The sequence below is a fragment of the Alteromonas sp. 76-1 genome (assembly GCF_900654235.1).
In the GTDB taxonomy this organism is placed as follows: domain Bacteria; phylum Pseudomonadota; class Gammaproteobacteria; order Enterobacterales; family Alteromonadaceae; genus Alteromonas; species Alteromonas naphthalenivorans.
This window is the reverse complement of sequence record NZ_LR136958.1, coordinates 2,941,983-2,955,326: the sequence shown is the minus strand read 5'-3', so window position 1 is coordinate 2,955,326 and position 13,344 is coordinate 2,941,983. Positions and strand designations below refer to the sequence as shown.

Below are 13,344 nucleotides of genomic sequence, written 5' to 3'. Positions count from 1 at the left end.
GTAACGCACATGTGTGGTATTGTCGGAATAGTTGGTAAAACACCAGTAGCTCAGTCTTTGTACGATGGTTTAACGGTAATCCAACATCGTGGACAGGATGCCGCTGGAATAATGACCATCGACCAAAATATGTTTAATTTGCGGAAGGCAAATGGTTTGGTTCGTGATGTATTTCATACGCGTCATATGAAGCGTTTATCGGGTAATATGGGTATTGGGCATGTTCGCTATCCTACTGCGGGCACCTCAAGTTCAGCCGAAGCTCAGCCTTTCTATGTGAACTCACCGTTTGGTATTGCGTTTGCACACAATGGTAACTTAACCAATGCACACGATTTGCAAGAAGAAGTATTTCGAATTGCCCGTCGTCATATTAACACCACATCTGATTCAGAATTGTTGTTAAACATTCTTGCTCACGAGCTACAGCAAGTGGCAGGGCTAAGTGTTACCGCTGAACATATCTTTGAAGTAGTTACTAAAGTACACAAGAAAATTCGCGGTGCGTACGCGGTTGTTGCCGCTATTATCGGCCAAGGTATTGTGGCATTTCGTGACCCACACGGCATTCGCCCGTTAGCGCTAGGTAAGCGTATGACAGAGCTTGGCGAAGAGTGGATGGTAGCATCGGAAAGTGTGGCACTGGATGCCGTTGGTTTCCAATTCATCCGCGATGTGTCGCCAGGTGAAGCCGTGTACATTACTGAAAATGGCGAGCTTCATACCAGACAGTGTGCCGAGAACCCCATTACTTCGCCTTGTATTTTTGAGTTTGTGTATTTTGCACGCCCAGATAGCTTTATCGACGGTATCTCAGTTTATGCTTCTCGCGTGAATATGGGCCGCCGATTAGGTGAAAAAATTGCCCGTGAATGGAGCGATTTAGACATCGACGTTGTTATTCCTATCCCTGAAACGTCTATGGATGTGGCACTGCAAATTGCTAACACCTTAGAGTTGCCATACCGTCAGGGCTTTGTGAAGAATCGCTACATTGGTCGTACCTTCATTATGCCTGGCCAAACTATGCGTAAGAAGTCTGTACGCCGCAAGCTAAACGCTATCTCGTCTGAATTTAAAGGCAAGAACGTGTTGCTAGTTGATGACTCTATTGTTCGCGGTACTACTTCTGGCCAAATTATTGAGATGGCCAGAGAATCTGGAGCTAAGAAGGTATACTTCGCCTCTGCAGCGCCTGAAATACGTTTCCCTAACGTATATGGTATCGACATGCCTTCTGCCAACGAACTGATTGCCTATGGCCGAGAAATCGATCAAATAGCCGACCTTATTCAAGCTGACGGTCTTATATTCCAAGATATCACTGATTTAGTTGAAGCAGTTCGGGAAGAAAACGATTCAATTCAACGTTTTGAAACTTCAGTTTTCGACGGCAACTATATTACCGGTGATGTAGACCAAGACTACCTTGAACGTATTGATATTTCGCGTGGCGAGAAGTCTCGTGAAGCGCCCATTCTGCAAGCAGAATTGAGCAATTTAGATATGCATAATATCGATTCTAACGACTAGGGTAATCCTCAGCAGATAGTTTTCACTATGTGCTGAAGTCATCAAAAAAGCCGCTATTAAGCGGCTTTTTTGTGTTTATTATTGTAGAGCTGAATGGGTAAAGTAATTTACACCTTCTTTTTATTCGCTAGCTGGCGAAAATAGGGCCTGTTGTAATACCCCATAATAGTACCGCGCCAGTCATTAAAATAACCATCAACACTAGCCCACAGGTAACCACTGAGCTGGAATAGATAAACCCTTTTTCTTGGGGCAATTGCATCAACAAAGGCACACCAGAAAAAAGTAGGTAGACTGAATAGCTTACACCTACTAATAGTGCAGCCATTACCACCCAAAGCTCTGGATACAAACCAGCAAAACCCACCATAAATAATGGGGTAGCGGTGTAAGCGGCTAACTCTAGTGATTGCGTGAAAGTGGTGGTTGATTCAAACGCTTTAGCAAGTTCATGAATGACCACTGCCAAGGCCACTACGCCTGCAACTAAGCCGAAATACATACCCGTCGCCATTAATAGCGCACTGCTTTCGCTTAATTTGATGAGATCTCCGCCCATACTCCAACCTGTGTAAACGGTTGAGTAATACGCCACAATAGTGGGTATTAACGCAATAATAGCAATGTGGCTAAATGCGTAGAAAAAAGTTTCCTGGCGTCGATCGATATTACGGCATTCTTCTTTTGGATGTGTGTACATCCCAATAACATGGTTTAAAAGCATTGTCCTTCGCCTCTGAGAAAGTCTGAAGAGTATTATTTTTTATAAGAATCAATGTTAATACTAAAGTATAAAATGCAACATTTAATTTACACGACAATTTTGCTACAGGATGATGAATCAGTCAAATAAATAGTGTGAAAAATAGGTCTTAAAACGCACTTATTAATCTAATTGTGTAGGGTGCACCAAGATGGGTCGAAATCAGGCGGGAATTTAAACGAATTGAAGGCTAAATAGGTTAATTAATATAAGGATTATCTTAGGTAAGGCGGTGCTATCGACCCGGTTAGCCGCGTAAAGAAGAGCAATTAGATAAGTGCAACCAAGTAAAAGTAATCAGGTAACAGTATCAGGCGAGACCAATTAGTTGAGAGCAACCAGATAAGAGCATTTAAATAACTAGAGAAGAACATCCAGACAAGAAAAAGGGTATGAATAAAAATAAGTAAACAAGACTCAAAGAGAGAAGGTGGCGATAAACGATGAGTTGAAAGCGTGGTATGGCACCACGCATTATCAACTTCCAACCCTTCATCTTAGAAAGACTAAAAGGGCGTTATAAATACCTTAAGCTGGAAGCCCGCTATGGAATTTAAAATCGCTGTCACTGGTAGTGATTAATTCAGCCTCTACCTCACCAAAGTACGCAATTCTTTCTGAAATATCTTTGCCCGCGATATCGGTGGCCAGCGACAAGTAGTCTTGATAGTGCCTAGCTTCAGAGCGAAGCAAGGAAATATAAAATTCACCAAGCTTTGCATCTACGTGGGGCGCTAATTTTGCGAATCGCTCGCAAGAGCGGGCTTCGATATAAGCGCCACATATGAGTTTGTCGACTAACGCATCTGGCTCGTGAGTTTTAACGTGCCTAAGTAACCCTTTTGCGTAGCGCGAAGGGGTGATGCTTCGATACGCAATATCGAAATGGTCCATCATCTCCAATACCTGATAAAAGTGATGTAACTCTTCTTTAATCAGCAGCACCATTTTATCAATAAGGTCTTGGCCATATTTTGAATCAGGGCGTGGGATAACAGATTTCGACAGTTTATTTTTAGAGGGTAAGTCTCGCCAGTCACCTTCACGTTTATACACGTATTGCTCGAAGGGTTGCAGCCACGCTAAAAGGGCATCACTACTTTCTTTATCGACAGCGTACTTTCTTATAAGAAACATGGCCGATTGAGATGCTTTAAGCTCGCAAATCAAATGATCTAAAAGCAGCATGGAAAAGTTTTCAGGCTTGGTAGCTTCTTCAACCCATGCATCTGGTGTTGTAGCGTGTAAAAACGTATTTATTGGGGCGAGTAATTCTGCTGTATTCACTGTCTTTAAAACTAAATTAGGGCTAACGTAAAGTATAATTATACCACATTCATCCTTCGAACCGATGGGGACGTTGCAAATACCAAAACAATATTTGATGGGGTAAACAATTTGCTAGCCATTTTACGTATAATGGAATAATGAATTATCTAGCACACCTTTTTTTAGCCCAACCTAATGCCGATTCTCACTACGGGAATTTACTTGGCGATTTTCGCAAGGGTGTAGCACTTGCCACGCTCAGTAATGGCGTAAGTAGAGGCTTAGAAAACCACTATACAGTAGATAAGTTTACTGACAGTCATGCTAGCGTAAAACAAGCAAAAGCGTTGTTTAAACCTGAGCATAGGCGTTTTGCGCCCGTGGCGATAGATATGCTGTTCGATCATTTATTAATTACGCATTGGGCGCGGTTCTCTACCATTCCATTTGAAGCATTTTGTGAGCACAGCTTTTCGTTATTGGAAAAGAAGCTGCCTGTCATGCCCACCACCATGCAGCGTAGTGTTTCTCATATGATTACGCACAACTGGTTTGCAGACTATGCGGAATTTGAAGGGATAGGTTACGCCATACAGGCGGTAGCGAAGCGCATACGATTTAAAAATGATTTTGCTCAATGCGTGCAAGATATAGAAGCAAACTTCACGTCTTTGAATAGCCTATTTCTAGGCTTTTTTCCCGCATTAATTGAACATGTTCAGCAGCACGGGCCTGAGTGCGGTACACCTAGCGGGCTCATCACGGTTTAGATTCTATCCTCGGTAAAAATACCTGCTGCCACCAACTGTTGTAATTGGTATTGGCATTGTGTCCTAAGGGTATCTCTTAGCAACCTAACGGCGGGCGTTATGGTTTGCCTACTAGGGCAAATTAGCCACAATTGGGTAGGCTTAACAATATAGTCAGGCATTAACGCGACTGCGCGGTTATTAAGCAGGTCGTCGCACATGTCCAAACTAGACTTTACTGCAAGGCCATGGCCATTCACACACCATCTTCGCACCATGTCGCCGTCATTGGCAGCACGGTTACCCTGCATTTTAATTTTCACGGGTTGATTGTCGCGTGCAAGTTCCCACTCATTATAAATAATATCGTGTAGCTGATAAAAAAGGCCGTTGTGTTTAGGTAGGTCTTCTAAAGTTTTTGGTGTGCCGTGCTTCTTTAAATAAGCGGGGGAGGCGACCAATAACCTAGGCACTTCACATATTTTAAAGCCGTATAAACTGGCATCGTTTGGCGAGCCGTAACGAAGGGCGATATCAACAGGGTCGCGATAAAAATCAATATTGCTGTCGCTTAAATGCAGCTTCATGGTAATACCAGAGTGCTCATCCATAAAGCGGTTGAGCCAGGGGGAAATAACATTGCGGCCTAAATCTGACGATAAGCCTATGCGTAATTCGCCCTCAATATTGCCTGTATCTTCTTGCAGGTTTTGCTTTGCGTGTTCAAGCATGGTGATGGCTTGCTCGCAAACAGGTAAGTAACGCTCACCCGCGGCAGATAGGCGAAGCGAACGAGTTGTTCGAATAAAAAGGTCGGAACCTAGCGTGCTTTCAACTCGCTTAACCGCAGCACTAGCGGTTGCTGTGCGCATGTCTAAGCTAGCTGCTGCGGCAGTAATACTGCGAAACTCAGCGACCTTTAAAATAACAATGAGATCTTCAAGTAACATAGATTATCTATTTTCTATTGAAAATGTTTCAAATATTGTGCTGTTTAATTTGAAACAGTCAAGGCGTATTATATTCTCATCGCATATGCACATTCGTTCAGTATTTTACTTAAGCAGAAGGGGATTTCTCGATGAAAGCAATTGGATACACTACATCTTTACCTATAACAGATGAAAACGCACTAACGGATGTAGAGCTTGCCAAGCCTGCCGCATCGGGACGTGATGTGTTGGTGAAAATCAATGCTATTGCCGTTAATCCAGTAGATTTTAAAATTCGCCAACGTGTGTCGCCTGAAAATGGTGAACCTAAAATTTTGGGGTGGGATGCGGTAGGTGAAGTGGTTGAAGCTGGTGATGATGTAAAAACCTTGAAAGTAGGTGATAGAGTATATTACGCGGGCGATTTAACACGCCAAGGCACGAATGCTGAATTCCAGTTAGTAGATGAACGCATTGTTGGCCGTGCTCCGAAAAGCTTGTCTGATAGCGAAGCGGCGGCATTACCGCTTACCGCGATAACGGCATGGGAATTATTGTTCCAACATTTGGCGCTTGAAAAACAACAAGCGGGTAATACCAAGAAAACTAACGAAACCGTGTTAGTAGTAGGCGCGGCTGGCGGGGTTGGTTCAATCATGCTTCAACTGCTAAAAAGCTTAACCGGTGCTACGGTTATTGCCACTGCTTCTCGTGAAAGCTCTAAACAGTGGGTGAAAAGCTTGGGTGCAGATTATGTTGTTGACCATCGCCAACCATTGGCTGAACAAATAACAGCGTTAAATATTGGACCTGTTACACATGTGGCAAGCTTGAATGCCACTGATGCATATCTCGATGCCTACGTAGAAATCATGAAGCCTATGGGTAAAATTGCGCTTATTGACGACCCTAAAGCATTAGATATTTCAAAGCTCAAGCCAAAGAGTATTTCTTTGCACTGGGAGTTTATGTTTACCCGTTCAATGTTCCAAACAGAAGATATGAGCGCCCAAGGTGAGTTGCTATCCGATGTTGCCGCGTTAATTGATGCTGGCCACGTAAAAACAACCGTAGGTAAGCATTTGGGTAAGATTAATGCAGCAAACTTAATTGAAGCGCATAAAACCCTAGAAGCAGGCACAGCAATTGGAAAAATTGTTTTAGAAGGTTTCTAACTTTTTTGTTGGGTAATCGTATTTCGAGTTTGATGTGATAAAACTAGCTCAATGCAATGTTGACTAGCGAAACATAACGTATTAAACGTGGCGTACTAAGTGGTACGTCACGTTTGTCGTTCTATTTACGTTTTTATTTAGTACCTGCCTATACATGGTTTTTTAGTAAAAATACTACAAGTGACTATATATTGAACAAATAGTAGGTTGTTTTTGCATTTTCTCGCAGTGGTCAGCTTTTATACCTTAGAGGTTCTGTTATTGTACTAATTCTCAATTCGCTATCTTCTTATTAACAATTTTTACCCTACACCCATTGTTAATAAATTCTAAAAAGGCGAAGTGTTAAAAACGGAACTTATAATATGAATATAAAAAAATTTACCCTTACGTTATTAACGGTGGGCATAACTATGTCGCCTTTTACCCTGCAAGCAAAAGAACATCCTAATCTTATTCTTACTAAACCTGGTGTGGAAAGAATGAGAGACAATTTAGGCCAAGTTCCCCTGTTTGACACAACATTATCAAGTGTTAAACAGGAAGTAGATGCAGAAATTGCTATGGGAATTGATACGCCTATCCCTAAAGACTTTTCAGGCGGTTATACCCATCAACGCCACAAGCAAAACTTCTTTGTAGCTCAAAAAGCCGGTGTGTTGTATCAGGTATTGAACGACGAAAAATACGCAAAATACATTCGCGATATGTTGTTTCAGTATGAAGCCATGTATAAAGATTTACCGCTACACCCTCAAGAACGCTCGTACTCACGTGGTAAATTGTTTTGGCAGTGCTTAAACGACAGTAACTGGTTGGTTTACATGAGCCAAGCTTATGATGCCATTTATGATTATCTTTCTGCTGAAGAACGGGAAACGCTAGAAACGAATTTGTTCCGTCCGTTCGCTGATTTTATCTCACTAGAGAACCCGCAGTTTTTCAATCGCGTTCACAACCATAGCACGTGGGGCATCGCGGCGGTCGGTATGATTGGCCTAGTCATGAACGACGAAGAACTTATTCAGCGTGCCTTGTATGGTATTGAAGATGATGGTTTAGAAGTAGGCGGTAAAGATAACGACGGTGGCACAATTAAGGTAGAAGGTCAGCGCAAAGGCTTCTTTGCTAACCTAGAAGAACCTTTCTCGCCCGATGGCTATTATACCGAAGGACCATATTACCAACGCTATGCAATGTATCCTTTCCTTATTTTTGCTTTGGCAATGGATAACAGCCGTCCAGACTTAAAAGTACTTCAACATAAAGACAACGTGTTATTGAAAGGCGTAAACGCGCTTCTTAATTTGTCTGATGCTGATGGTGAATTCTTCCCAATTAATGATGCCCAAAAAGGGATGTCTTATTACAAGAGCTCTTTGGTAAGTGCGGTGGATTTAGCTTATTTCTACGGTGATAAGAATCCACAACTGCTTAGCGTTGTTGAAAAACAAGGCGAAGTGTTATTGCAAGAATCAGGGCTACAAGCGGCAATTGACGTTCGCGATGGTAAGGCTGAACCTTTTATCAAGCAATCAGTGAACTTAAGTGACGGCGTGAATGGCAAGCAAGGTGGCATAGGTGTATTGCGCCAAGGTGATGAAGATATGACCTTGGTGTTTAAGTATGCGGCCCAAGGCTTAAGTCATGGCCATTACGACAAACTTTCTTTTTCAATGTATGAAAAAGGCGAGGAAGTATTACAAGACTACGGTTTAGCGCGTTTTGTAAATATTGAGCAAAAAGGTGGCGGTAATTACTTAAAAGAGAATAAAACCTGGGCGAAAACCACCATCGCGCATAACACTTTGTCGATAAATCAGAAGAAACATTTTAACGGCGATTACGATATAGCGAGTCAGCATCATTCTGAGTTATTTACTTTTGATGCAGAGCGCGAAGATATCAAAGTGGTAAGTGCGACAGAAGAAAATGCATACCCTGGTACCTTGATGCACCGCACTATGGCTATGATCGCTAACGACAACTTCGAAAAGCCGTTCGTGTTAGACATTATGCGGATTGAGTCAGATAAGAAAAATCAGTATGACTTTCCGTTCTACTATTTTGGCCAAGTATTAGATATGAACTTCAAATACGATACGCCAACGAGCCTAAATCCGTTAGGTGATGATAATGGCTATCAACATTTATACGTTGAAGGAAAAGGTGATGCGGCAGACCACAACACTCAGTTTTCGTGGTTGAGTAATGGTAAGTATTACACCATTACTTCTATCACTAACAGTGAAGATGAAGTGTTTTTTACCCGTATAGGCGCTAGCGACCCTGAGTTTAACTTACGACGTGATCCTGCGATTATGCTTCGTAGAAGTGATACACAGGATACCCTGTTCGTATCGGTAGTAGAGCCTCATGGGTCTTATAGCCCAGTTAGTGAATCATCACAGAACTCAAAAAGTAGTATTACTGACTTGAGTGTGGTGCTTGATAGCGAAGCCTATACAGGTATTAAAATTACCGACGTTAAAGGTACTGAGCAAGTGTTTATTATCTCTAATGAAGATGCGTCGAAAAGCGCCAAACATAGTGTGAAAATAAACGGTGAAAAGTATAGCTGGACGGGCCCTTACTTGTACCAGTAATTTGGTCTCGCTATAGAAATTATGGCATAAAATCAAAGCATGGTAATGACAGGTTCATGGAAAGTGTATGTGAACGCTGTTTTTAAATAGCAATGCTTTGCGTAACGAAATGCGCAGTGTAACTAAAGCCGCACAAACTCCGATAGTTGTCGTTTACATTCATATGTTAAGGGCAACCTAAAGAGCGTGCGGTTTTTCTTTTTTTTAACCGCAACATTTAATGCTGAACCAAACATAAAGAGGAGGCGTAGTGAAAAGGTGAATGACAAATATTCAGCTAACTCCTGAGCAGTAATGGATTGATAGCTGTACGGTATAGGAAAACGCCATGTCCACTCTTTTTGTAAATGAAGAAGCTTATCCCCTCCCAGAAGATCCAAGAACCACGCTACTCGATTTTTTGCATCAACACCTCTCTATGTTTGGCGCCAAAAAAGGCTGCGATCACGGCCAATGCGGTGCCTGTACCGTATTAGTTGACGGAGAGCGAGTAAATGCGTGTTTGGTTTTCGCGTTTCAGCTTGAAGGTAAATCGGTTACCACAATTGAGGGTATTGCTAAGAAAACTAGCGCTACAAAAAGTAGTGATGGTGAGGTCCAATTACACCCACTACAGAAAGCTTTTGTGGAGCGAGATGCGTTTCAGTGCGGCTATTGCACATCTGGACAAATATGCTCGGGCGTGGCGCTACTGGGTGAACTAGCGGCAAAGAACCCCAGTGCGGTAACTTGTAGCTCTGATTACTCACAAAAAGAAGATATTAGCGAAAGAATGAGCGGTAATTTATGTCGCTGTGGCGCTTATCCCAATATTGTCGATGCAATACAAGATGTTATTGCTTTGGAGCCACAATAATGAATCCGTTCAGCGTACAGCATATAAAACACACTCAAGATATTACGGGTCTATCAACTGAAGACGGCGCTAAGTATATTGCTGGGGGTACTAACCTTATCGACTTGATGAAACTTCAAGTTGAAACCCCTTCACAGTTGATTAATTTAAGCCAATGGGAAGATGAACAAAGTATTACCGAAGAAAGTGATCATTTTCGCATTGGTGCCATGGTTACCAACACCACACTTGCCAATTATGCATATCAAAAACCATCACTTTCTTTGTTGTCTCAAGCGTTATTAAGCGGCGCCACGGTACAGCTTCGAAATAGAGCCACAACCGGCGGAAACTTATTGCAGCGCACGCGGTGCTACTATTTTTATGACACGACTAAAGCCTGCAATAAACGACAACCGGGCTCGGGCTGCGCTGCACTGACGAGCATGAACCGTATTCATGCCATTTTAGGCACTAGCGAAGATTGCATTGCCACTCACCCATCTGATATGGCGGTGGCCATGATGGCCCTGAATGCGCGGGTAGTGTTAAACGGTCACTCTGACGGAATACGAGAAATTCCGCTCCGCGATTTTTACTGTGAACCTGGCAGCACGCCTCATGTTGAAAATGTATTAAAAGACGATGAAGTCATTAGTGCCGTTATTATTCCTAAACAGTGCAATGGCACACAGTATTATCGTAAGGTGCGTGACCGTTCTTCCTATGCCTTCGCGCTTGTATCAGTTGCGGCAGGGCTTGTTTTAAAAAACGATACAATTGAAAAGCTGACATTAGCGTTTGGTGGAGTAGGCACCAAGCCTTGGTACCCGGCTTCTGCTATAAAATTGCTGGTTGGCACTGAATTTTCAGACGAAGTACTAGACCTTGCGATTGACGCAGAGTTAGCCGATGCGAAGGTATATGGCAGTAATAATTTCAAACCTGATTTACTCCGCAATACATTCAAAAGCGTGCTGAATTCACTTTATGAACATCAGCGTGAAAATGAAGATTACGAAGGAGCGCTACATGAAAATTGATACTGCAAAGAATGTATTAGGTAAGCCCATAAATCGCGTTGACGGTGTTTTAAAAGTAACTGGACACGCACGGTATGCGGCCGAGCAGCAGTTCGATGAAAAAGCGTTAGTAGGGTGGCTGGTAGCTTCCGACACTGCGATAGGAGAAATTACCCATTTATCAGCAGAGAAAGCTGAAAAGGCAGAGGGCGTGCATGCTGTTCTGACTTATAAAAATGCTGGACCGCTAAAACCATTCAGTAAGCCTGCGAGCGAAAGCCGTTTTACGCAAAGTAGGGCGGTACTAAACGAGCCTCATATTCGTCACTTTGGTGCGCCAGTTGCTTTAGTCATTGCCGATACGTTAGAACAAGCGCGTTATGCTGCGAGTTTGGTTGAGTATACGATTGATGCTAAAAGTCCAGATTTGCTTCTATCTTCAGAGCAGGCTACTACCGTGCCTGATTCCCTTGATGGCGGATTTGAAGCTGATGTCGAAAGTGGAAATACAGACCATGATAAAAAGGCTGTGGGGATAGAGGCTGACTATACCACACCTTCTCAAATATCCGCGGCCATGGAGCCACATGCCACCATCGCTAATTTTGATGGTGACAAACTTACGGTGTACACCAGTGTGCAAATTATTGCATCGGCAGTAGAGGCGTTAGCCGTAACTTTCGAATTAGATGAACAGAACATTGAGGTGAAAAGCCCCTATGTTGGGGGAGGTTTTGGTTCAAAGTTAGGTTTGCATTACGATGCTGTACTAGCTTGTTTAGGCGCGCGATATCTGAAACGACCAGTAAAGATTGTACTAAGCAGGCGGCAGGTATTCTATAACTCGCCCCATAGGGGAAATAGCTTTCAGCAGATGCATTTAAGTTGCGATAGTGATGGTCTGATAGGTGATATTCAGCATCATAGTGCTATGCCAAGAGCAAAAGGTTACGCGTTTGCCGAGGCTACGGGTGCTGTTGCGCGGGTAACCTATCGTGCGGAGCATATTAAAAGCACGCACCGAATTAAAGATGCAGATATACCACTTATCGATTCGACGCGCTCTCCTGGCGATGCCATCGGTTCACTTGCGTTTGAGTCGGCCATCGATGAATTAGCCCTAAAAGCGGGGATAGATCCGCTTACCTTTCGAATTAAAAACTTACCCCAAGTTCATCCAGTAAGTGGTAAGCGGTTTACCACCCACAGGTTGGGAGATTGCTTGCAAGAAGGGGCACAGAAGTTTGGGTGGCAACATAAACCAGCGCCCAAGCCTGGGAAATTAATAGGCCACGGTGTAGCGAGTGCTATGCGTATGAACGTTCTGGTACCCAGTGCAGCCAGCATAAGCCTCGACAGCAACGGAAAGCTTACTGTGCGTTCGGATATGACAGATATCGGAACGGGATCTTACACAATATTGGCGCAGATAGCGGCGGGCGCATTCCATTCACAGCTTGATAGTGTAGATGTACAACTTGGTGATAGCAGCTTGCCACCATCCTGTGGTTCTGGGGGCTCTTTCGGCGCAGCCAGCACAGGCTCAGCATTAATGAAGGCCTGCGAGTTGTTGAAGCAATCGTTGAAGAAAGCACTCAAACAAAAGTTGGTAAATCCCAATTCGGAATGCGAGTTGGTGTTAGAAGGCAACACGCTGGTGGTTTATGAAAACGATGTGGACACCCACAGTAAAACAAATCTGGACACCCACGCTAATACTAGTGAGCCGCAGCGTTTTCTTTTAAGTGATCTTATCGACGAAAGCGAATTTCCGTTAACTGAAATAGGTGAAGTTAGCGAAGACGACACAAGTGAAGACGAGCAGTATTCTTGTGGCGCGCATTTCGTTGAAGTTGAAGTGGACACCCACACAGGTGAAGTGCGACTGAAAAGGCAATATGGCATTTTTTCAGCAGGTAAAATACTTAATGAAAAAACGGCGTCTTCGCAAATTAAAGGCGGGATGGTATGGGGGGCAGGGTATGCACTTACTGAAGCCATTCATCATCACACAGATTCGGCCAGTTTTATTAATCCTGACTTCGGTGAATATCATATTGCGGTAAACCGCGATATTGCTGAGGTCACGTTAGATTTCCTAGAAACGCCAGATTATGAAGCATCTCCTATTGGCGCCAAAGGTATTGGTGAACTTGGTATTACAGGCGCTGGAGCAGCTATTGCCAATGCGATTACAGATGCAACAGGCGTGCGAATCCGGGAATTTCCGGTCACAATGGATAAGGTGATGGAAGGTTTGAAGAGTCAGCGGCACAGTTAATTTTAGGCTTGCGTATGTCTGTCCTGTAAACCAGTGCCTGAAATGTGTATGAGCTAGCACAAATAATAACAAGCACTCGTTTCTGGCGTTATCGCTTCAATATAGTAGTTTTATGCGAAAGCGCCTGAGTATACGTTTTAAAGTAGTAGTCGTAAGTAAGCCTATGCGAGTTAGATTAA

The 13,344-nt window shown here is 43.2% G+C and carries 10 protein-coding genes; 7 read left to right on the top strand and 3 right to left on the bottom strand.

Annotation, left to right across the window (positions count from 1 at the left end; genetic code table 11):
• Positions 1–9 precede the first annotated feature (9 nt).
• A complete protein-coding gene (purF, locus tag ALT761_RS12760; protein ID WP_013783506.1) occupies positions 10–1,533 on the top strand; it encodes an amidophosphoribosyltransferase in 1,524 nt (507 codons plus the stop codon).
• A 127-nt stretch (positions 1,534–1,660) separates the two neighbouring features.
• On the opposite strand, the gene ALT761_RS12755 is transcribed toward purF, so the two are convergent.
• On the bottom strand, positions 1,661–2,257 hold the full coding sequence (locus tag ALT761_RS12755; protein ID WP_129739213.1) for a Yip1 family protein: 597 nt from the start codon (positions 2,255–2,257) through the stop codon (positions 1,661–1,663).
• Positions 2,258–2,824: 567 nt separating this feature from the next.
• Entirely contained in the window at positions 2,825–3,583 is a 759-nt protein-coding gene (gene miaE / locus ALT761_RS12750) for a tRNA isopentenyl-2-thiomethyl-A-37 hydroxylase MiaE (protein ID WP_129739211.1), read from the bottom strand.
• A 140-nt stretch (positions 3,584–3,723) separates the two neighbouring features.
• On the opposite strand from miaE, the gene ALT761_RS12745 reads away from it, so the two are divergent.
• The gene (locus tag ALT761_RS12745) at positions 3,724–4,335 is read left to right on the top strand and encodes an acyl carrier protein phosphodiesterase (protein ID WP_129739209.1); all 612 of its coding nucleotides are present in this window, start codon (positions 3,724–3,726) and stop codon (positions 4,333–4,335) included.
• On the opposite strand, the gene ALT761_RS12740 is transcribed toward ALT761_RS12745, so the two are convergent.
• Positions 4,332–5,264, bottom strand: a complete 933-nt coding sequence (locus ALT761_RS12740) for a LysR family transcriptional regulator (RefSeq protein WP_129739207.1) — start codon at positions 5,262–5,264, stop codon at positions 4,332–4,334. The two genes, ALT761_RS12745 and ALT761_RS12740, sit on opposite strands and share 4 nt — an antisense overlap.
• Positions 5,265–5,395: 131 nt before the next feature.
• Between ALT761_RS12740 and ALT761_RS12735 the strand changes: the two genes are divergently transcribed.
• The 5 genes from ALT761_RS12735 (at position 5,396) to ALT761_RS12715 (ending at position 13,165) form a co-directional block, all read left to right on the top strand.
• Complete coding sequence (locus ALT761_RS12735; protein WP_129739205.1) at positions 5,396–6,421, top strand: zinc-binding alcohol dehydrogenase family protein; 1,026 nt, start codon at positions 5,396–5,398, stop codon at positions 6,419–6,421.
• A gap of 365 nt (positions 6,422–6,786) precedes the next feature.
• A complete protein-coding gene (locus tag ALT761_RS12730; protein ID WP_129739203.1) occupies positions 6,787–9,027 on the top strand; it encodes a heparinase II/III domain-containing protein in 2,241 nt (746 codons plus the stop codon).
• A 328-nt stretch (positions 9,028–9,355) separates the two neighbouring features.
• On the top strand, positions 9,356–9,883 hold the full coding sequence (locus ALT761_RS12725; RefSeq protein ID WP_129739201.1) for a (2Fe-2S)-binding protein: 528 nt from the start codon (positions 9,356–9,358) through the stop codon (positions 9,881–9,883).
• Positions 9,883–10,905, top strand: coding sequence for an FAD binding domain-containing protein (locus ALT761_RS12720; protein WP_129739199.1), 1,023 nt, complete (start codon positions 9,883–9,885; stop codon positions 10,903–10,905). Before ALT761_RS12725 ends, ALT761_RS12720 begins: the two co-directional genes overlap by 1 nt.
• The gene (locus tag ALT761_RS12715) at positions 10,895–13,165 is read left to right on the top strand and encodes a xanthine dehydrogenase family protein molybdopterin-binding subunit (RefSeq protein WP_129739197.1); all 2,271 of its coding nucleotides are present in this window, start codon (positions 10,895–10,897) and stop codon (positions 13,163–13,165) included. Before ALT761_RS12720 ends, ALT761_RS12715 begins: the two co-directional genes overlap by 11 nt.
• The last annotated feature ends 179 nt before the right edge of the window (positions 13,166–13,344 follow it).